General features: G+C 42.6%; 22 protein-coding genes. All 22 read right to left on the reverse strand.

Going from position 1 to position 21,481, the window contains the following annotated elements; translation table 11 throughout:
* Positions 1–23: 23 nt before the first annotated feature.
* Positions 24–1,238: an aspartate kinase gene (dapG, locus tag GPA07_RS11405; protein ID WP_008358064.1), complete on the reverse strand. Its 1,215-nt coding sequence runs from the start codon at positions 1,236–1,238 to the stop codon at positions 24–26.
* Between the two features lie 92 nt (positions 1,239–1,330).
* Positions 1,331–2,350 carry an aspartate-semialdehyde dehydrogenase gene (asd, locus tag GPA07_RS11410; protein WP_008358065.1) on the reverse strand — a complete coding sequence of 340 codons (1,020 nt, stop codon included), beginning with the start codon at positions 2,348–2,350 and terminating at the stop codon, positions 1,331–1,333.
* 139 nt (positions 2,351–2,489) lie between these two features.
* Complete coding sequence (gene dpaB / locus GPA07_RS11415) at positions 2,490–3,083, reverse strand: dipicolinate synthase subunit B (protein ID WP_008358068.1); 594 nt, start codon at positions 3,081–3,083, stop codon at positions 2,490–2,492.
* Complete coding sequence (gene dpaA / locus GPA07_RS11420) at positions 3,080–3,982, reverse strand: dipicolinic acid synthetase subunit A (RefSeq protein ID WP_008358070.1); 903 nt, start codon at positions 3,980–3,982, stop codon at positions 3,080–3,082. The genes dpaB and dpaA overlap by 4 nt, the downstream gene beginning before the upstream one ends.
* A 326-nt stretch (positions 3,983–4,308) precedes the next feature.
* A complete protein-coding gene (locus GPA07_RS11425; protein WP_008354428.1) occupies positions 4,309–4,581 on the reverse strand; it encodes a YlmC/YmxH family sporulation protein in 273 nt (90 codons plus the stop codon).
* Between the two features lie 69 nt (positions 4,582–4,650).
* On the reverse strand, positions 4,651–5,571 hold the full coding sequence (locus tag GPA07_RS11430; RefSeq protein WP_157292554.1) for an aminoglycoside phosphotransferase family protein: 921 nt from the start codon (positions 5,569–5,571) through the stop codon (positions 4,651–4,653).
* A gap of 73 nt (positions 5,572–5,644) precedes the next feature.
* A complete protein-coding gene (locus GPA07_RS11435) occupies positions 5,645–6,874 on the reverse strand; it encodes a M16 family metallopeptidase (RefSeq protein WP_008354432.1) in 1,230 nt (409 codons plus the stop codon).
* Between the two features lie 34 nt (positions 6,875–6,908).
* A complete protein-coding gene (locus tag GPA07_RS11440) occupies positions 6,909–7,862 on the reverse strand; it encodes a polysaccharide deacetylase family protein (RefSeq protein WP_157292555.1) in 954 nt (317 codons plus the stop codon).
* 123 nt (positions 7,863–7,985) lie between these two features.
* Positions 7,986–10,103, reverse strand: a complete 2,118-nt coding sequence (pnp, locus tag GPA07_RS11445; RefSeq protein ID WP_008354436.1) for a polyribonucleotide nucleotidyltransferase — start codon at positions 10,101–10,103, stop codon at positions 7,986–7,988.
* Positions 10,104–10,286: 183 nt separating this feature from the next.
* Positions 10,287–10,556 carry a 30S ribosomal protein S15 gene (gene rpsO / locus GPA07_RS11450; RefSeq protein ID WP_008354438.1) on the reverse strand — a complete coding sequence of 90 codons (270 nt, stop codon included), beginning with the start codon at positions 10,554–10,556 and terminating at the stop codon, positions 10,287–10,289.
* Between the two features lie 140 nt (positions 10,557–10,696).
* Positions 10,697–11,662: a bifunctional riboflavin kinase/FAD synthetase gene (ribF, locus tag GPA07_RS11455; protein WP_071167608.1), complete on the reverse strand. Its 966-nt coding sequence runs from the start codon at positions 11,660–11,662 to the stop codon at positions 10,697–10,699.
* An 18-nt stretch (positions 11,663–11,680) separates the two neighbouring features.
* Complete coding sequence (gene truB / locus GPA07_RS11460; RefSeq protein WP_071167609.1) at positions 11,681–12,610, reverse strand: tRNA pseudouridine(55) synthase TruB; 930 nt, start codon at positions 12,608–12,610, stop codon at positions 11,681–11,683.
* Between the two features lie 68 nt (positions 12,611–12,678).
* Entirely contained in the window at positions 12,679–13,029 is a 351-nt protein-coding gene (rbfA, locus tag GPA07_RS11465; RefSeq protein ID WP_007499525.1) for a 30S ribosome-binding factor RbfA, read from the reverse strand.
* A 17-nt stretch (positions 13,030–13,046) separates the two neighbouring features.
* A complete protein-coding gene (locus tag GPA07_RS11470; protein ID WP_008354445.1) occupies positions 13,047–13,325 on the reverse strand; it encodes a DUF503 domain-containing protein in 279 nt (92 codons plus the stop codon).
* A complete protein-coding gene (gene infB / locus GPA07_RS11475; RefSeq protein ID WP_008354447.1) occupies positions 13,322–15,442 on the reverse strand; it encodes a translation initiation factor IF-2 in 2,121 nt (706 codons plus the stop codon). Before infB ends, GPA07_RS11470 begins: the two co-directional genes overlap by 4 nt.
* 19 nt (positions 15,443–15,461) lie before the next feature.
* Positions 15,462–15,764, reverse strand: a complete 303-nt coding sequence (locus GPA07_RS11480; RefSeq protein ID WP_007499528.1) for a YlxQ family RNA-binding protein — start codon at positions 15,762–15,764, stop codon at positions 15,462–15,464.
* Positions 15,757–16,041 carry an RNase P modulator RnpM gene (gene rnpM / locus GPA07_RS11485; RefSeq protein WP_008354450.1) on the reverse strand — a complete coding sequence of 95 codons (285 nt, stop codon included), beginning with the start codon at positions 16,039–16,041 and terminating at the stop codon, positions 15,757–15,759. The genes GPA07_RS11480 and rnpM overlap by 8 nt, the downstream gene beginning before the upstream one ends.
* A gap of 15 nt (positions 16,042–16,056) precedes the next feature.
* Positions 16,057–17,172, reverse strand: coding sequence for a transcription termination factor NusA (nusA, locus tag GPA07_RS11490; protein WP_008354451.1), 1,116 nt, complete (start codon positions 17,170–17,172; stop codon positions 16,057–16,059).
* A 32-nt stretch (positions 17,173–17,204) separates the two neighbouring features.
* Positions 17,205–17,678 carry a ribosome maturation factor RimP gene (rimP, locus tag GPA07_RS11495; protein WP_008354452.1) on the reverse strand — a complete coding sequence of 158 codons (474 nt, stop codon included), beginning with the start codon at positions 17,676–17,678 and terminating at the stop codon, positions 17,205–17,207.
* Positions 17,679–17,918: 240 nt separating this feature from the next.
* Positions 17,919–19,049 (reverse strand): glycoside hydrolase 5 family protein, encoded by a 1,131-nt coding sequence (locus GPA07_RS11500; RefSeq protein WP_157292556.1) that lies wholly within the window; start codon positions 19,047–19,049, stop codon positions 17,919–17,921.
* Positions 19,050–19,069: 20 nt separating this feature from the next.
* Positions 19,070–19,321, reverse strand: coding sequence for a hypothetical protein (locus GPA07_RS11505; RefSeq protein WP_157292557.1), 252 nt, complete (start codon positions 19,319–19,321; stop codon positions 19,070–19,072).
* Positions 19,322–19,350: 29 nt separating this feature from the next.
* Positions 19,351–21,456 carry a glycoside hydrolase family 48 protein gene (locus GPA07_RS11510; protein ID WP_008354455.1) on the reverse strand — a complete coding sequence of 702 codons (2,106 nt, stop codon included), beginning with the start codon at positions 21,454–21,456 and terminating at the stop codon, positions 19,351–19,353.
* Positions 21,457–21,481 lie beyond the last annotated feature (25 nt).

The following is a 21,481-nucleotide window of genomic DNA, read 5'->3' on the forward strand; positions in this document are numbered from 1 at the left end:
ACCTCATCATGATTCAATCACATTTATCTTGAAAGTTCAAACACTTCGTGCAGGGCATTGACAGCCGCTCTCATGTTTTCTTCGTGCACGAGCACCCAAATGGTCGTATGACTGTCAGCCGATTGTAAAATCGGAATATTTTGCTCGGATAATGCCGATACAATTTTAGATGTGACACCTGGTACGCCCATAATGCCTGCACCAACAGCTGATACCTTCGCACAATTTGTTGTCACAACCGGTGTATAGCCAAGGTCTTTTAGAATCGACGTTGCTTTTTCAGTCATTGCACCTGTCACTGTATACACAATTTCACTCGGTGTAATGTTGAAGAAATCGACACTGATTTGTGCGTTTGCCATTGCTTTAAAGACTTCTGTTTGTACGCTATATTGCCCCTCTTTTGCCGGGACTTTGATTTGTGTGACATCGTTGACATGAGCAATCCCCGTAATCAGGCGGTCGTATACATCATGACTCATTTGATCTGAGTAGTGTGACGTTACAAGTGTGCCCTCATCATCAGAGTATGTTGATCTGACCCTCATTGGTACTTTTGCCTGCATGGCAATTTCAACAGCTCTTGGGTGAATGACTTTTGCACCTTGGTAGGCAAGGTTACAAATTTCCGTATACGTCACGACTCTTAGTGGTTTTGCATTTTCGACGATGCGGGGATCTGCTGTCATAACACCTTCTACATCTGTAAAAATATCGATGAAATCTGCCTGCAATGCAGCACCTAATGCAGCAGCTGATGTATCACTTCCGCCTCGTCCGATTGTTGTCACGTCTCCATTTTTCGCAGCTCCTTGGAACCCAGCGACGACGACCACATCATGTTCAGAAAGTGCCGCCTCAAGACGTTCACACTTCATGTCAATAATTTTCGCATTCGTATGCTCTTGATCCGTCACAAAACCTGCCTGAGATCCTGTCATGGCAACAGCCTTCAGTCCGTTTTCATTCAGCATACTTGAAAAAACGACAGCAGAAATATTTTCTCCGCAAGACACGAGTAAATCTTTTTCTCGATTGGTCATGTGCTGGGCGCTGCCATATAGCAGTCCAAGCAGCGTATCTGTCGCATAAGGATCGCCTTTTCGTCCCATTGCAGAAACGACAACGACCGATTTATAGCCTTTCTCTTTTGCAGATAAGATATGTGCAAGTGCCCTTTTTCTCCCTTGATCATCTTTGACAGATGTACCGCCAAATTTTTGAACAATTATTTTCACTGTTTTCACTCCAAGTTCATTCTGACGTAACAGAAGAGAGCAGGCGAAAGATGCCTAACTCTCTTCTGTTCGTCCTCATCATCCATTGAATGTTAAACTAATTTTAATGCTTTTAAGCTTTCTGCAATTTGAACTGAGTTCCATGCAGCGCCTTTCAGCAGGTTATCAGATACAATCCACAAATGGAACCCATTTGGACGATCCAAATCTTTCCGAATGCGGCCGACAAATACGTCATTTTTTCCAACAGCATTTGCAGGCATTGGATAAATTTGCTGAGACGGATCATCTTGTAACGTAATCCCTGGTGCATCTTTTAGGATGGACTTGATGTCATCAACTGTCGCGTCATTTGATTCAAGTTCAACGTAAACAGATTCTGAATGACCCGTTTCAATTGGAAGTCTCACACATGTTGCCGCTACTTCCAGCTCAGGCAAGTGCATGATTTTTTTCGTTTCGTTGATCATTTTCATTTCTTCAAATGTATAGCCATTGTCTTGGAATTTATCAATTTGCGGGATCGCATTAAAGGCAATTTGATAAGGCATGACTTCTGGTGTCACATCTTCTTTATTTAAAATGGCTTGCGACTGGCTGTATAGTTCGTCAATGGCTTCATGTCCTGCACCTGATACTGCTTGGTAGGTGGATACAATGACTTTTTTCAAGCCATATGCCTGACGAAGTGGTTCTAGTGCCGCCACCATTTGAATCGTTGAACAGTTAGGATTTGCAATGATCCCTTGATGGTCATGCAAATCTTTTTCGTTTACCTCTGGTACGACAAGAGGGGTATTTTCGTCCATACGAAAAGCACTTGTATTATCAACAACAATCGCACCTCGTTTGACCGCTTCAGGAGCTAGCGCCTTGGAAACATTTCCGCCAGCACTGAATAGTGCAATGTTGACCCCTTCAAAGCTTTCAGGTGTTGCTTCTTGAACGGTATACTCTTGACCTCTGAATGTCACTTTTGTTCCAGCAGAACGTTTTGAGGATAGTAGAGTGAGTGTATCCATTTCAAAATCCCTGTCAGCTAGTGTTTTTAACATTTGTTGACCGACAGCTCCAGTCGCTCCAACTACAGCTACATGCAATCCTCTTCCCATCAGTAAAACTCCTTCCGACCCATCCATGATTCTTTTCATTCGGATGGCCATCCTATGACTTTTTACATTTTATTTTACCATAGAAAAGCAAGGCTTGAAGTACCTTTTTTGAATCTTTCATGATTTTCTAGTGAATCTATTATTCGTTTGATCCAATTAAAATCGGCTGAATTTGTCTATGCTCGAGCGCCTCTTCTACTGTTTTCGTCAGAAGATCCATATGTGCCACCATGGATGTTGGCTTTTTGAATGGATCATCTTGGCCAAACGGAATAAAGAAAATGTTCTTTGTCGACATTAGCCTCATGAGATTTGTACCATTTAAGCCTAGTGCATCGTTTGTTGAGATACCTAAAACGACGGGACGATGATTCCGAATGGTGGCCTTTGCAGCCATTAAAACTGGACTGTCTGTCATCGCATTTGCAAACTTCGCCATTGAATTGCCCGTTAAAGGCGCAATGACCATACAATCGAGTGGGAGCTTTGGTCCGAGCGGCTCTGCCTTTACGATTGAGTCAATCGCTTGAAATCCCGTCACTTTCTCAATACGATCAATCCAGTCGGCTCCTTCTCCGAATCTCGTATTCGTGTTTTGCACCGTATACGACACGACAGGACGCACCTCTGCCCCTTCTTTAACAAGTGCTTCGATTTGCGGAAAAACGGCTTCATACGTACAGTGGGAACCTGTTAAGCCAAAGCCGATTCTTTTCCCCTTTAATGTTGTCATGATGTCATCCCCCTCTTTTCTTCCGCAAGTTCACATAGGAGTCCGGAAAGCACCTTTGCAATGATCTGCCCGGCTGTCTTTGGTGCAACAATTCCTGGAAGTCCCGGTGCAAGAAGTGCCTTCACTCCGTGCTTTTGTGCAAAATCAAAGTCTGTTCCGCCTGGGCGGGAGGCGATATCCAAAATGAGTGTCTTTGGTGTCATGCTGACGATGACAGATGAATCTAATACAAGGCTTGGAATCGTATTGATGATGATATCAACATCTGTTACTTCATCTTTTAATCGGTCCATTGAAAACGGGTCAAGTCCCATCTCAAAGGCTCGCGCTAAATGGGCTGTATCGGCAGCACCTACTTTCACATCCGCACCCAGCGCCCGAAATGTGCGTGCAATTGTGAGCCCTGTTCTTCCAAGCCCGAGAACAGCAACATGTGACCCATGAATCGTATAGTCCGTTTGCTGAATGGCCATCATGATAATCCCTTCAACTGTTGGAATAGAGTTATAAATGGCAATATCATCTCGCTCAAACAGCTTCACAAGCTTCCGGTTCACCTGCTTTGCCAGATTGTCTAAGTACGTATTAGAAATACCTGAGTACAAGATACAATGTGCAGGGGTTCTTTCTAAATATGCTGGTTCTAGCACGACCTTCTCATTTGAGAAAACGGTGGCAACGACCCCTTCATCCGTAGCACCTGATACTGGCAAGATCATACTGTCTACCTGTTCAAAAGGAAGTTCTGACATTTTCAACTTTTCAGCTCCGATAAACCCATGATCCAACTGATCAAATCCGACCAAAAATACTTTGGCATGCTGCTGTGACAGCTTGCGAATGATTTCTAGCTGCCTTGCATCTCCCCCGATTACCGCAACCGTTAAACCGCTCAACATACTGACCGTTCACCTTCTTTATTTAAAAAAGTCTGTAATATTTTCCGAATCTCCCTTTTAGCATATGAGGAGAGGATTCAGCCTGTGAACAAATCGGGATGAGAAAAGAAAAAGAGCACCCTTTTATGATGGGTGCTCTCAGATTATTGACAAAGGGCTAAAATGAACTTGATTTTAGTCCTTTGTCTTCTTTTCAGCGTGACATGAAAACCTTTGCAGTCTAGGAAGGACGAGTACCGGCGCGGAGCGAATTTGACATTCGTGAGCACCGGCACGCAGGACTGACAAAGAATGCGAGGGTTTGTCTACACGCTGAAAGCACCCTTTTATGATGGGTGCTCTTTGTCCCCGTGCGGCTGGAGTTCTTCAGGCACATCGAGAATGATCATATCTGATCCTATTTTTTGAATGTGATTCCACGGGACGCGGATGTCATTTCCTTGTTTTCGAAGGCCAAACCACTTGACGGAAGGTATGATGAGTGCTGTAATTTGACCGTCCTGTTCATTGATTTCAAGGTCGGTTTGTCCAAGCACGCCAAGCCGCTCCGCTCTTTTGATATCGACGATCTCTTTTCCTGACAGCTCACTTAGCCTCAAAATCGCATCACTTCCCTTCCATATCATATATGCAGCAAAAAGAAGGAATAGACCGTCCCTTTCTCCATATCACAAGTGATGCCAATCTGCATACCAAACTGGCTGAAGTTGAGTAAAGCGCTTATGATCTTTCAGTATTCTATCCACCCGGTTCACCATGTCTTTGACATGTCCCGGATCATAGGATAACGTCCAGACAATAGAAGAAAAGCAACTCATTGCTGTGTAGATGGAAAAAAGAAGCCAAAAATCATTTATGCCCTGCTTACTCAAATAGTGATCCACTTGCCCTGCTGAAAATGGAATGCTGATTTCTCGACTAAATAAAGACAGTTTATAAAAGTCATGAATGGGGTCGCCAAAGTCGGATTGATCGAAATCGATCACGCCAGCATACTGATTCCCTTGCAACAGGATATTCCCTAAATGAAAATCATCATGCTGGAACTGATGAGGTCTCCCCTTTACCGCATCAGCATGCGACTGAATAAAATCTAATACGAACTGATCATGAGAAAAGGCCACTCCACTTGATTGATAGGCATGGATATACCGTTCATGTTTCGCCATGACCTTCTCACCCCACGGCGCTTCATGAGCAGGTGCATGATATGTATGGATAAGACTCAGGTCTCTACCTGCCCGCCTTCCGATTTCATACTGCTCTTCGTTTGTGAGCCGATGAATGGATGCTCTAGCATTCTCCCCTTCGATAAAGGGAAAAATACGAAAGGTACAGCTTTGTTCAGCACTCATTCCGATCTCCATCACTTCAGAACAAAGAACCCCTCGATCTTTTAACTTTTGCAGAACGGACGCTTTTCTTTTTAGACTGGCATATTTCCGGATGTCTGATAGCTTGAGCACCAGCTTTTCACTAGATGTTGTGACCAAAAAGGTGCGGTCTCCTGAAAAGCCAGATGTGATCGGCTGGAAAGAGATGGCTTGTCTAAGCAGCGGAGAGAGCTGTTTCAGTTTTTCATATTTCATGAAAGCAGAGCCCCTTTCTTCTTTATATACAATAAACGGCAGACCTCTTGAGAAGCCTGCCGTGTTGTTTACTTTATGATGGCTGATCACCTGTCGGACTAATAAGCGAGAGCGCATAATCTTCTGTGAAGATTCTTTTAGATAAGTTATTCACGCCGTCTAATGTGACGTGATTGATTTCATCAATAATTTCATCGAGTGTACGATGTCTGCCAAGAAGCAATTCATTTTTACCATTTCGGCTCATCTTGCTGTTTGTGCTTTCAAGACTGAGCATCAGGTTGCCTTTCATTTGCTCCTTCGAGTTCTCAAGTTCTTTCTGCGTGATTCCATCACGTTTTAAGACGTCTAATGTTTGAAGGATCGTTTCAGATAGAAGGTTAAGCTGCTTCGCTCCAGTTCCACCATAGATCGTCAGCATTCCGTTATCTGCAAATGAGCTATGATAGCTGAATACGGAATACGCAAGTCCTTTATCTTCCCTTACGTCTTGGAACAAGCGGCTGCTCATGCTTCCGCCCAGAACATTGTTTAAGACGATCAAGTCATAAATGCCCTCATCTCCAGCCGGAAGGCCGTTAAAGCCCATGCAAAGGTGCGCCTGTTCTGTTTCCTTTTTGCGTGTGAGCTTGTCATAGTGGAATTGCGGAGCTTCTACAGGTTGCTTTTTCCCTTTCCCTTCATAGGAGCCAAACAATTTTTCAACCTCTCGAATGAAGGTGTCATCTACGTTCCCTGCAACCGAGATGACGACGCGGTCTGGCGTGTAGAATTCATCCATATATTTTCTAAGTAAGTCACCGTTAAAAGTAGAGAGGGTTTCCTCTGTTCCTAGAATCGGATAACCTAATGAATGGTCACCGTAAATGGCTTTGCTTAACAAATCATGAACGATGTCATCAGGTGTATCCTCATACATTTTAATTTCTTCATAGACAACATTTTTTTCTTTCTTCAGCTCTTCCTCGTCAAAAGCAGAGTGAAAAAACATGTCGCTTAATACATCGAGGGCATAGCCAGCATGTGAATCAAGCACCTTTGCATAATAGCAAGTATATTCTTTTGATGTAAAGGCATTCACTTGACCACCAATGCGGTCAAAGGATTCTGCGATATCACGTGCGGATCTCGTCTTTGTTCCTTTAAAGAACATATGCTCTAAAAAGTGTGAGATCCCATTAATTTCTGGTGTCTCATGTCTAGAACCTGTTCCAATCCAGACGCCAATTGCGACAGATCTCACAGTGGGATTGTTTTCGAGTACAATTCTTACTCCATTTTGGCATGTATACGTTTTGACCAAGTTTTTGCTCCTCCTATTCAACAAACAGATCGCATCACGGGTGTCTTTTTTCACTTAGGAGGTCAGAAACCGTTCCTAATTCATATCCTCTTTCCTTGATTTGAGTGATAAGTGCGTCAAGACTTTTTGCCGTTGCATCTGTTGGATGCATTAATATCATCGCCCCATTATGAATTTTCCCCAGCACCCGTTTTTGCAAAATGGCTGGTGATGGCTTTTGCCAGTCAATGGTGTCTACTGTCCACATAATGGTTTCCATTCCTTCTTGCATGGCAAGCTTTACTGTTTCTTCTTTAAAGCTGCCGCTTGGAGGCGCAAACCATTTCGGTTTTTTTCCAAGGGATTCTTCAATTTGGCGATTTGTTTTGGTAATCTGCTCTAATGCTCGTTCTCTTGTCAGTGTGCGCATATCCGGGTGATTGTATGAATGATTTCCAATTTCATGACCATCTGCCACGATTTTTTTGGCAAGGTCTGTACTGTTTTTCACCCACTTGCCTTCTAAGAAAAAGGTCGCCTTCACTTGATGCTTTTTTAGTGTATTCAACATCTTTGTTAAATGCTCGTCGCCCCAAGCGACATTGATCAGGAATGCATTCATCTTCTTATCCGGGTGTCCCTTATAGATCGGTTCAGCACCAAGTTCATGTAAATGAACAGATGGCTTTGTTTCTTTCAAAACAAGCCGCTTTTCATCGAATACGCCTCGTGCCTTCATGTTTTCGTACGAGGCATCAATATCCACCGTCTGTCCATTCAAACCAGGTATCTTTTTCCACACTTTATCAATCTTAGCATTTTGCGCCTTCACTTCATAGTCAGAAGACTTCGATTCAATCTCTTGATACAAATGATCTGTTGAAACAGATGCTACCTCGGCGTGCTCTTTCATTGATTCAATATATGTGACAGCAGCCGGCTGCTTCATCGTTTGATATGACACGAGCAGTAAAAACACAAACACAATGACTGGTAACGTTTTTTTCAATGGTTGTCCCTCCCCTTTACCACAAATTATGATGGGGAGAAACAAGGTAGAACTATTGTTGCCTGCAAGAAAAGAAAGAAGCCTGGCACGGATACCTGGCTTCTAACATTTTATTTGTTCTCATTAAGACTGTTTTTCTTCTTTTTCCTTTTCTTCACGTAAAACAGCTTTGCGAGAAAGGTTTACACGGCCTTGTTTATCGATTTCAGTGACTTTGACGAGTAATTCGTCACCAATCTTCACGACATCTTCCACTTTGCCAACACGCTCAAGATCAAGCTCAGAAATATGAACAAGTCCATCTTTGCCGCTGAAGATTTCAAGGAAGGCACCGAATTTTTCAATGCGTTTTACTTTACCTAAGTAAAGTTGCCCTACTTCAACTTCTCTGACAAGATCTTCAATGATTTTCTTCGCTTTTTGGTTCATGTCTTCTTCTGTAGAAGAGATAAAGATTGTACCATCTTGTTCAATATCGATTTTCACACCGGTATCTTCAATGATTTTATTGATTTGTTTACCGCTTGGTCCAATGACATCGCGAATTTTATCCGGATTGATTGTCATCGTTAAGATTTTTGGTGCATAACGTGACAATTCTCCTCTAGAAGATGGAATCGTCGACAGCATGCTATCTAAAATTTCCATTCTTCCTTTTTTCGCTTGTTGAAGCGCTTCTTCTAAAATGTCTTTTGATAGACCGTCGATTTTAATGTCCATTTGAAGTGCTGTTACACCTTTTGATGTACCTGCTACTTTAAAGTCCATATCTCCAAGTGCATCTTCCATTCCTTGAATGTCTGTCAGCACTGTGTAGTATTCGCCAGATTTAACAAGTCCCATGGCAATCCCTGCAACTGGTGCTTTAATCGGAACACCTGCATCCATCATCGCAAGTGTGCTCGCGCAAATACTTGCTTGTGAAGTAGATCCGTTTGATTCTAATACCTCTGACACAAGGCGAATCGTATAAGGGAAATCTTTTTCGGATGGGATCACTGGCTCTAATGCACGTTCACCTAGCGCACCATGCCCAATTTCGCGGCGGCCTGGGCCACGCATTGGACCTGTCTCACCGACACTGAATTGCGGGAAGTTATAATGGTGCATGAATCGTTTAGACTCTTCAACACCAAGACCATCTAGAATTTGAACATCTCCAAGTGCACCTAAAGTACAGATACTGAGTGCCTGTGTTTGCCCTCTTGTAAATAACCCTGAACCGTGCGTTCTTGGAAGAATTCCTACTTCAGAAGAAAGTGGGCGGATTTGATCAACACCGCGTCCATCTGGACGTATTTTTTCTTCTGTGATCAGGCGGCGGACTTCGTTTTTCACAAGCTTGTTTAAGACATCCTTCGCTTGTTTCAGTGTTGCTTCGTCTCGCTCTTCTTCTTCAAATTTCTCAATCACAGCTTTTTTCACAGCACTGATCGCATCTTCACGAGCATGCTTCTCATGTACTTGAATCGCTTTCAGCAGATCAGCTTCAGCAAGTGCTTTTACTTCCTCTGCTAGTGCTTGATCGACTTCATATAAAGGAATATCGATTTTTTCTTTACCAACAGCTTTCACAATTTCCTCTTGGAATTCGATTAAGCGTTTGATCTCTTGATGGCCGTACATGATGGCTTCAAGCATCGTTTCTTCTGGCACTTCATCAGCACCAGCCTCTACCATGTTGATCGCATCTTTTGTTCCAGCTACAACAAGGTTGATATCGCTTTGCTCAAGCTGCTCAACATTTGGGTTGATGATCAGCTGTCCATCTACTCGTCCTACTGTAACACCAGCGATTGGCCCCTCAAATGGAATGTCAGACACACATAATGCTAAAGATGAGCCAAACATTGCAGCCATTTCAGATGAACAATCTTGGTCCACACTCATGACAATACTAATGACTTGTACTTCATTTCTAAATCCATCTGCAAATAGCGGGCGGATCGGTCTGTCAATTAAGCGGCTCGCAAGGATTGCTTTTTCACTTGGGCGACCCTCTCTTTTAATGAAACCACCAGGAATTTTACCTACTGCATATAATCTTTCTTCGTAGTTCACAGTGAGCGGGAAAAAATCAAGTGGTTTTGGTTCTTTAGAAGCTGTGGCTGAGCTAAGTACAGCCGTATCTCCGTAGCGTACGAGAACCGCTCCGTTTGCTTGCTTTGCAAGCTGGCCAGTTTCAACTGTCAGTTGACGTCCAGCCCAGTCTATGGTGAAGACATGTTTCTCTTGTCCCATTCTGAGATAAACTCCTCTCTTGTCGTAAAGTTTTTAGGTTATTTCTTATTATGAACAAAATGATTTTCACATATCAATGTGAAAGCTGTATGTAGAAGGGTTTTTGCCATTCTTTCAACATTTTAACCATAAAATATTGGTGATTATACGATAAAAAAGCGGGAATCCTCCCGCTTTTTACGATTATCGACGTAAGCCTAGTTTGTTAATTAACTCACGGTAACGAGTTACGTCTTTATTACGTAGATACGTAAGAAGATTACGACGTCTACCTACCATTTTCAAAAGACCGCGACGTGAGTGGTGATCTTTCTTATGAGTACGTAAATGCTCGTTCAAGTTGTTAATTGATTCTGTTAGGACAGCGATCTGAACTTCTGGAGATCCAGTATCAGATTCGTGTGTTTTGAACTCATTAATTAATTGAGTTTTACGCTCTTGAGTAATAGCCATCCTGTTTCACCTCCAAATCATGTTAGCCCCATCTACCTCGCAACCGTCGGTGAAGTCGGCCTGCCAAGTAAGTGGTTTTAAAGCTACAGGAATTATCATACTAAAAATATGCTGATTTTGCAAATGGTAGAGCGGTTTTTCTATGATTTTTTTGTTTCATTGAGATGATGTTGAAAAAACTGAATCGCTTCTTCTTTATCTCGGCTAATTTGGGCCGTTAATTCTTGAATACCGTTAAATTTTTGTTCACTGCGGATGCGTTTGTACCACTGTAATTTAATCGGCTCACCATAAATTTCTTCGTTGAAATCAAAGAGATTCACTTCAATAGCAGGCTGATCGGGACGCTTTTCATAAAATGTTGGTTTGTAGCCAACGTTACACACGCCGTCATACACTTTGCCCTTCACTTCCGCTCTGACTGCATATACGCCTGTTGGCGGAATAATGTATTCAGCAGATAAACCGACATTGGCAGTTGGAAAGCCAATCGTCCGTCCTCGTTTGTCTCCATGAATGACAATACCGCGCAGCTGATAAGGTTTCCCTAGAAGCTCACTCACATATTCAACGTCCCCATTTTTCAATGCGGAACGTATGAGGGTGGAGCTGACTTTCCGGTCTTGATTGGAAAGCTTAGGTACGATAGTCGCAGCGATACGCCCTTTCCCATATTCATCAAACGTTTCCATTGTGCCTGCACCAAACCGCCCAAACGTAAAATCAAAACCAGCAACGGCATGCTTCACATTCAGTTCGTCCAAATATTGATCCACAAACTCCTGAGGGGACAGTGCTGCAAAGCTTTCGCTGAATTGTACAATGTATAAATAGTCAGCGCCTAGCTTTTCAATAAAATCAATCTTATCCTCTAGCGGTGTAATTAAGTCTTTTGGTTCACGTGCTTTTTGCAGAACATGTGATGGGTGCGGATGAAAGGTCATGACAGCTAAGACCAATCCCTCTTTTTCCGCAATGCTTTTCGCTTCGTCAATGACTTTCTGATGTCCGAGGTGAACACCGTCAAAATACCCTAAAGCCATCACAGACGGGGCTTGATCCTTTTGATTTAATGTATGTGGGTGTGAAATATGTATAGTCTTCACGAGATGGTCACCTTTTCTTTAAGATTGCTTGTCCTGGGATAAAATCTTCGCCGGCTTCATCAGGTTCTGTTTGGTCGGATGCTTCATATAAATCGCCATACAACGACCTGAAGGAGCAAAGACAGCGACACGATCTTCCTCTGCAAAATGAGCGAATTCATCAGGCATAGGCAGGACTGCACCGTTTTCCACTTTACTTGCTAATGTATCATTTATCTCCCATTTCGGCAAATGATTGAGCGCACGCTCGATCGGCACAAGGTGCTCATCTACCGTTCCTTCCTCGCTGATCTCGCGCAGCTCGTCAAGGGTGATACATTCCTCTAACGTAAAGTCGCCTGACCCTGTACGAATGAGATGTGACATGTGGGCCGGGAATCCCAGTTTCTTTCCGATATCAACGGCTAAAGTTCTGACATACGTGCCTTTTGAACACAAAACAGTGAATCTGAATGATACCTGACCATCTTCAAATGTGACAGGTGTTGTCCGCTCAATACGATGAACGGTGATTTTGCGGCTTGGACGCTCAATTTCAATTCCTTCTCTTGCATATTCATAGAGCTTCTTCCCGCCAATTTTTACAGCCGAAAACATTGGCGGAATCTGTTCAATGGTTCCTTCAAACTGCTTCAGCACAGCATCAATATCATCTTCTGACATTGGTTCAGGCACCTTTTTTTCTTCAACTATTTCACCTGTTTGATCTTCTGTCGTCGTAGAAAAACCAATCGTGATTTCCGCATCATACGTTTTTGATTTATCTGTTAAGTACTCTACAATTTTCGTCGCTCGTCCAATACAAATAGGCAAAACACCGGACACCTCTGGATCGAGGGTTCCTGTATGTCCGACTTTTTTTGTGTGTAATATCTTTCTCACTTTAAACACACAGTCGTGAGAGGTCATGCCTCTTTCTTTATGTAATAAAAGAACACCGTTTATCATCTGCGTTCTCTCCTTTCATAAACGATGAAAAAGGACAGACGATCATCGTCTATCCTTATTTCAACGTCTTATTCGTGATCTTTTGTGTTTAGTTCAGCAATCAGGCTTTCAATTCGGTTACCGTAATCAACGGACTCATCGAATTCAAAGTGCAGCTCTGGTGTTTTGCGAAGTCTGATTCGATTGCCAATTTCAGAGCGGATATACCCTTTAGCCTTTGCCAGGCCTTTTAAGGTTTCCTCTCTTTTCTTCTCGTCACCGAGAACAGAAATATACACTTTGGCAATTTGCAAATCACCGGACACTTCAACATCGGTTACAGTCAAAAAGCCGATTCTTGGATCTTTTAGCTTTCTGCCAAGGATGTCGCCCAATTCTTTTTTCATTTGCTCACCCACACGGGTTGCTCTCATACTCATGATCTTATCACCTCTAATTAAAACCACTCAATTTTCGTGATCGTTCGTTCAATTTCAGGAAAAGAATCAATAAAGCTTAATACACGCTGAAGTTCTTTTTCCACTTGAACCCGAGAGGAGGAAATCACGGCGATTCCAATTGAAGTACGCTGCCACGTATCCTGATAATCCATTTCAGCAATGGTTACATTGAATTTATGGCGCGTTCTTGTCAATATACGCTGAAGAACCGCACGTTTTTCCTTCAGTGAGGATGCATCATAGATCATGCACTCACATTCGGTATAACCGATCATTTTCTTTCAATTTCTTGCATAACGAATGATTCCAAGATATCACCTTCACGGATATCATTGTATTTCTTAATGGTAATACCACATTCATAGCCTTGTGAAACTTCTTTCACATCGTCTTTGAATCGTTTCAATACATCGACTTCGCCTTCAAAAATGACGACGCCATCACGGATTAGTCGGATACCACTGTCTCTAGTAATTGTTCCTTCAGTGACATAACCGCCCGCAATTGTACCGATTTTAGAAACTTTGAACGTTTGACGCACTTCAACTTGACCAATAATTTTTTCTTCGTATTCTGGGTCAAGCATCCCTTTCATCGCAGCTTCAATCTCATCGATTACTTTATAGATAATGCGGTGCAAGCGGATATCTACGTTTTCAGATTCAGCTGTACTCTTCGCATTCCCATCAGGACGTACGTTAAATCCGATCACAATCGCATTAGAAGCACTTGCTAAAATGATATCAGATTCTGTAATCGCTCCAACACCCGTATGGATGATTTTCACTTTTACGCCTTCTACTTCAATTTTTTGAAGAGCTGCCGTCAGGGCTTCAGCAGAACCTTGTACGTCTGCTTTCACGATTAAGTTGATATCTTTCACATCACCTTGTTTGATTTGCTCAAATAGGTCATCGAGAGATAATTTCGCTTTGTCTGAACGCTGTTCATCAAGCTGTTTTGAAGCACGCGCCTCTCCTACTTGACGAGCTGTTTTTTCATCTTTGAATACGAGGAACTGATCCCCTGCATTCGGTACATCGTTTAAGCCAGTGATTTCAACAGGTGTAGACGGTCCTGCTGTTTTCACGCGGCGTCCGATGTCATTGACCATTGCACGAACACGGCCAAATGTATTTCCGACAACGATTGGGTCACCTACATGAAGTGTACCAGTTTGAACAAGAAGGGTTGCAACAGAACCTCTTCCTTTGTCAAGCTCAGCCTCGATCACAGTTCCTTTAGCCGCACGATTTGGGTTGGCTTTCAGTTCTGCTACTTCGCTGACAAGAAGGATCATTTCAATCAATTCGTCAATGCCTTCACCTGTTTTTGCAGATAACGGAACGAAGATCGTTTCGCCGCCCCAAGCTTCTGGTACAAGGCCATGCTCAGTTAATTCCTGCATGACACGTTCAGGGTTAGCAGTTGGTTTGTCAATTTTATTGACAGCCACAATGATTGGAACCTCTGCTGCTTTCGCGTGGTTAATGGCTTCAATTGTTTGCGGCATCACACCATCATCTGCTGCAACGACTAGGATCGTCGTATCGGTTACCTCAGCACCACGTGCACGCATGGTTGTGAATGCTGCGTGTCCAGGTGTATCAAGGAACGTGATTTTCTTGCCGTTTTCTTCAATTTGGTATGCACCGATATGCTGCGTAATTCCACCAGCTTCGCCTTCTACGACTTTTGTTTTACGAATGCTGTCAAGAAGCGTTGTTTTCCCGTGGTCAACGTGTCCCATGATCGTCACAACTGGGGGGCGTACTTGCATATCTTCTTCTTTATCTTCAACTTCATACTTTTCAAGTTCAGTTTCTTCTAAAATGATGACTTCCTCTACTGGAACACCATATTCAGAAGCGATTAATTCAACTGTATCTTTATCAAGCTCTTGGTTGATCGTTGCCATAACACCAAGCATCATGAGCTTTTTAATGATTTCAGCTGTTTCTTTTCCAAGTTCTTCAGCAAGCTGGCCGACTGTCATCGAATTTGTAAATTCAATTTTTTCAGGAAGCTCTTTTTTAGGCTTCACAGGTCTTGCTTGCTGATGCTGCGACTTGTTTTGACCGCCGCGTTTATTTTTGTTTTTGTTTTGGTTGTTGTTTTTTTTGTTTTTATTAAATTGATTATTCTGCACGTCATTCTTCTTTCTATCATTGTTTTTGTTAGATGATTGTTTTTTTTGTTCTGCGGGTTTCTCGTTAGCTGTCTCTTTTGCTTTGGCTTTTTTATAGATAGCGTCTAGCTTTTTCACAGTGTCGTCTTCAAGCGTCGCCATGTGGTTGTTCACTTCCACGTTCATATCCTTAAGCGCTGCTATAATATCTTTACTTGAAACATCTATGGCTTTTGCGTATTCATATACTCTCACTTTAGCCATTCGTTCACCCCCAAATAAATTAATCGAGCAAGCTTATGAGCTTCTTAGCGAAGCCTTGGTCAGTGACAGCGACAACTACGCGAGCTTCTTTCCCTATAGAACGTCCGAGAACGGAACGGTCTTCAACTTTTCTAACCGGAACATTATAAAATTTGCATTTGTCAGATACCTTTTTCTCTGTGTTCGATGAGGCATCTGCTGCAAGAAGAACCAGCTTAGCACGCGCATGTCGAATTTCTTTGATCACCAGATCTTCTCCTGACACGACTTTACGAGCTCGATTTGCTAGACCCAGCAAAGGATACCACTCAGATTCAGTCATTTGGTTTTTTCACCTTTTCAGCTAGTTCTAGTAATTCCTCAAATATGTGTTCGTCAATCTGTGTCTGAAATTGCTGCTGTAAACTACGTTTGTTCTTTGCCGCAAGAATGGTTTCTTTATCGAGAGAAAGGTAAGCCCCGCGCCCGTTCATTTTTCCAGTAGTGTCAACTGACACTTCACCTTCTTTAGAACGAACAATGCGGATCAGTTCTTTCTTTGGTTTCATTTCTCCCGTTACGACGCATTTTCTAAGCGGGATTTTCTTTCGGCTTTTCACCTTTTATATCACCTCTTATTCGTCAGATTCCTCAGCTACTGGTTCAGCCTCTAAGAAAAGAGATTCAGAGTCTTCAGTTCTTGGGAAAATACCGAGTTCCCTTGCATCTGTTTCGCTTTTAATGTCAATCTTCCAGCTAGTCAGCTTCGCTGCGAGACGCGCATTTTGACCTCTTTTACCAATGGCTAAAGATAGCTGATAATCAGGGACAATCACTGTTGTCGCCTTTTCTTCTTCATTTACAATGACATCAAGTACTTTGGATGGACTAAGGGCATTGGCAACAAATTCAACAGGATCATTCGACCAATGAACAATGTCAATTTTTTCGCCTTTCAGCTCATTGACAATTGCTTGTACACGCTGACCTTTTGGTCCAACACAAGAACCAACTGGATCAACATCAGGATCATCTGTGCGAACAGATATTTTAGAGCGGTCTCCAGCTTCTCTAGCAACAGATTTAAGCTCTACAGTACCATCATAAATTTCTGGCACTTCAATTTCAAATAAACGCTTTAAAAGACCTGGGTGTGTTCTTGACACATAAATTTGTGGTCCTTTTGTTGTTTTTTCTACTTTTGTAATGAACACTTTAATGCGATCATGTGGTTTGTAGTCCTCATTTGGCATTTGTTCGTTGACCGGAAGAAGGGCTTCGATTTTGCCAAGTGACACGTAAATGAATTTGCTGTCAATTCGCTGAACGATTCCCGTCATGATGTCTTCCTCACGGTCGATAAACTCAGTGTAGATCACACCTCGCTCTGCTTCTCTCACTCGCTGCGTTACGACTTGTTTTGCTGTCTGAGCCGCAATGCGTCCGAAATCTTTTGGTGTGACTTCAATCTCAACGACGTCACCTACCATGTAATTTGGGTTGATGTTAACTGCATCTTCTACAGAGATTTCAAGGCGAGAATCATACACTTCATCTACAACATCTTTTCTTGCAAATACGCGAATCGTTCCCGTTTCACGGTTCAAATCAACACGAACATTTTGTGCTTGATTAAAATTACGCTTGTATGCAGAAATGAGTGCAGCTTCAATCGCTTCAATAATAATTTCTTTACTAATACCCTTCTCTTTCTCAAGAACAGTCAGGGCATCTAACAACTCACTACTCATTTTTATGGTTCCCCCTTATATCAATGAAAAGGTTAATTGAACGAAACTGCTAATCTTGCGTTCGCTATTTTTTCGTATGGAATATTGATCTCTTTCTTTCTTGTCTTAATCTTCACTGTCACTGTTGCAATCTCACCATCAAAGCTTGTAAGCTCACCTTCAAACGCCTTTTCACCATCAATTGGTTCGTATGTTTTCATGAAAACATTTTTTCCAAGTGCTTTTTCAAAATCAGCTTTTTTCTTTAATGGACGCTCCGCTCCAGGAGAGGACACTTCAAGAAAGTAGTTTTGGCTAATCGGATCTGCCTCATCAAGCTTTTCGCTCAAGGCTTCGCTCACTTTGGCACACTCCTCGATATCGACGCCTTTTTCAGAGTCAATAAACACGCGAAGGAACCAGTTTTGACCCTCTTTGACAAATTCAACATCAACGAGTTCAAGCTGTAAGCCATCTAATATTGGCTGCACCATTTCGCTTACGATATCCACTACTTTTTTGCTCATTCTCTTCCTCCTTGTGCTTTCGATAAACGCTCTTATCAATCATTCTGCATAAAAACCCTGCTTTATGTGAGCAGGGGGAGCAGAAAACGGATGAATAATGTCGAGACAAAAATTGCCTGTTCAATACAAAAGAGCGGGTTTCCCCACTCTTGTCTCGGTAATCGTTAGCATTTCCATAAAAACTATACCATATCCAATTTTTTTATGCAAATGAAGTTCCTTATTAACAGACGCTTTTTATCACTTCTTTTCATTCATTCTTTTTGCGTGTTCACTGATGACTTCTGCCTCCCTGCTCTCCTTTATGACTCGAAAGCCGTCATAATCTGGATAGAGCGAATTATCGTCTTGAATGCTTGTTAAAATCCAAAATTGGCTGCCTGCTCCTCCGAGTCGTTCAATTGTTGTCAGCCAGCTTTGATATACATCAGGACGTGCTGCTTGATTTTGATAGCCAAACTCTTCTAGCACAACAGGTTTTCCAATCACATTTCCATGGTTGATATGGTCTTCAATCCATTTCACTCCCCAAGCTGCTGACTTGTTCCAGTGATCTGGATATAAATGATAGGTTCCATAATCGATATGAGGAAGAGCGGTCAATCGATCCCAATCAACGCCTTCTCCGCCCCCATATAGGCAATCGTCATGACCTGCTATGTGAAAGAACCCTTCATCTCCTACTGCGACAAGATGATTCCGGTCAATTGATTTGATCCAAGTACTCATTTCATTTGCCCAGTTTACTAGTAAATTCCCTGTAGGATCTGATTGAGCACGCGGTTCATTGGCAAGCTCCCACGTCATAATCGCAGGATCATCTTTATATTGAACACCTGTGTACGTATTGGTTCTCTCTAATACATAACGCACATAATTTTTGTAAGCATTTTTTATACGAGAATCGGTATAAAAATCATCATGTGATCCTGCCTGAAACCACTTTACGTATTGATTCATCCCGCCAAAATCATCCCAGTTGTTCACTAGCGGGATGACAAGCTTTATTCCTTCCTGCCCCGCTTTATAAATCGCATAATCTAGTTTTCGAAAACCCGATTCTTCATAAACCCCTGGACTAGATTGTAAAACTGAGTTTTCTTGAGGAGCCCCATCGTGAAATCCCCAAATACGTATGACCTTTAAATTCATTGCTTTCATATCATCGAACACAGCATCTACCATCTTTTTTGATTTGTAATGAAAATAGTAGTTATTTGTGCCAGCGAAGTAAAATGGTTGATTGTTCAACAAAAAATGTGTACCAGATGTTTGCACATAGGAGGCGGCTTTGACGGTTAGAGAGAACCAGCCTGCCCATACAACGATGAGTAGGGTGATACAAGACACCCTTTGAAACCATTTCTTCATTCAGATTCTCCTCACATCTATCATTTTACAGGTGAGATCACATTTAGATGAAGCGGTGTTTGTGTATTTGAATCAAGTTCAATTGTCTGATGTTTTAACAGTTTACTGTCTTTACCGATTCGAACCTCATATGTCCCGTGATAGGCTGGACATGTCACTTTGCCATCAGCATATGTTTTTTCAACTCTTTGTGCCGTCCACTCATTTAGCAGATTTTCATCATGTCGTCCTGCTTCATTGGATGTATATTTTCTATTCAGCCGGCCGGCCATCAAGCGGCCGGCTGCTTGATGTGAATCTGCTAGTCGATGAGACGATGATATTCCGCATAGGCTGTGGCCATATCAACTTGTGACCAGAAGCGATGATAAGTGAAACTTGGCGCACCACTCTCCCATTTACCTGATGATTCATTAAATGATGCTTGATATTTACTCTCAAGCGCTGACCATGCTGGATCTTGCTTAATTTTCGGACGAAGATCTGCAAAACTCGTATAAACTCCGTTACCTCCGCGCTGCGGATCAGAAGGAATGGTGCTGGTACCAGGGATCTGATTCCCTTGACCAAATGTTCCATTCCAGCCATTTGGGAAATACACTTCTTTTTTAAAGAAGCGGTGGTAGTCTTCTCTTTCCTCCTCTGTGACAATCCCCACACCATCATTATAATTCCACGCAACCTCAAGGAGCTGTGCGGCTGTCTCTTTTGCTCTTATACCAAGAGGTGTATAGTTTCCTGTCTCTTCCTTTGTTGCAGCAGCAAAGAATGTCAAGGCTTTGATCAGACTGCCAAGTACGCCCGTATCTTGAGAAGGATCTTTCGTTACAGCCGTTAAATTGGGATTGCCTGTTGCAGATTGGAAACCGCTCCAAGTGTCAGGCTGGCCGCTCCATTCTATATTTCCAGGAATCCAAAACTCGCCAGGTGCACTCGTTGTGGCAACAGCAGCATTTGTCCCTCCGAGAATTCTTTGTCCCTGACCATCTAAAAAGTATCCCTCTTGATCCGTCACAGGACGGGTGTCAACAAAAATGTAATCTAATGAGTAGTTGATCCATTTTGTGATAACAGATTTGGTCATTTGGACATTTTCAGACGTTTTGTCTCCATCTTTTACAAAAATGTAGTATAGCTCAGCTACACGCTCCATTGGCCATGCCTGCATCCCAAACCAATTATTAGAAGGAGGGTCAAGGTAAACAGGCGCATCTTCATATGCCATGTCATAAAATGTGCTTCTTCCGGCGGGATATGCACGATAGTCTCCATTCCAGCTATTGGTTGCACCTCCTGCAATCGCTCCTTCTTTTGATTGAAGCCATACGTAAAATTCAAGCTGTCTCTTTAACGTTTTCTCCCAATCACTTGCACCAGTAGCAGACGATGGCTTTAACCCCCCTTTATCTGAGGATAAAGCATAAGCAGCGACAGGGTTTTGATACCCTTGGTGACAATGACTTGCCCCGATACGCCATGCCCAATTTGCATACTCTCCAAGTCCACCGCCCCAAGAGGTATACCATGCCATTAAGTGATGACACGCACTCTTTCCATTCCCAGGAGACGGACGGCCCTGCTTTCCACTTCCAATCGTTTGAAAATATTTATCGTACATACCGTAGCGAAGGAAATCACCCATTTTTTTCGCTTTCTCAAGGTAGGTTGATCGCTGATAGCCAAGCTCTTTTGCCCAATACATTGCCTGTATCGCACGCGCATCAGCGTCTGTCGCATTGGTATAGCGCCACTGGGCGGCTGGCGCTTGATTTTCTTTTGTGAACAAGCTCATGAAACCTTCATTGGGCTTCCCAAATGTTTGATCATCTTGTGATGGATGAGGGATGGCCTCCCATACAGATTCTTGCGGCCCCCGCTGAAATGTGTTTACATATGCTGCCGTATGTGATGGGTTTAGTAAATTCCCATATTCATACCAATTGTCTACATCAAGTAGCCAGTGCATTAAATACGTTTCATTCGTTCCATAGGTTGACTTCAGTTCAGCATCAATCGGATCTTGACCAGCAGGATAAGCTCCGGTCAGCTGGCTAGGGTATTGATCCGGGTATGGTTTTTCTGAAGCATACGTGGCTGGACTAGATGGATTGTAAGAATTCATATGCGGCTGCTCATCATGTCCATCTTCATTTACTGGAATGATAAACTTCTCCATATTATCCCAAGCTGCTTCTAGCTTGCTCCAATCACCTGTATAATGTCCATACAACACTTCAAGCCACAGCCAGTAGCTATAAGCTTCTGAAGTCGTCATATGCCCATAATCCGGCGCCTCGCAAATAAGCGTTTCAATTGAATGATACGGAATGCCTTCTTTTGAAAAATATCCATGTGCATCGTTTTTAATTTGATGATAAAGCGTTAAAAACCGTTCTTTGTTTGTCATGTCCCTCACCCTTTAAATGAATTTA

It is taken from the genome of Bacillus sp. ms-22 (genome assembly GCF_009759805.1).
Taxonomy (GTDB): domain Bacteria; phylum Bacillota; class Bacilli; order Bacillales; family Bacillaceae; genus Bacillus; species Bacillus xiamenensis.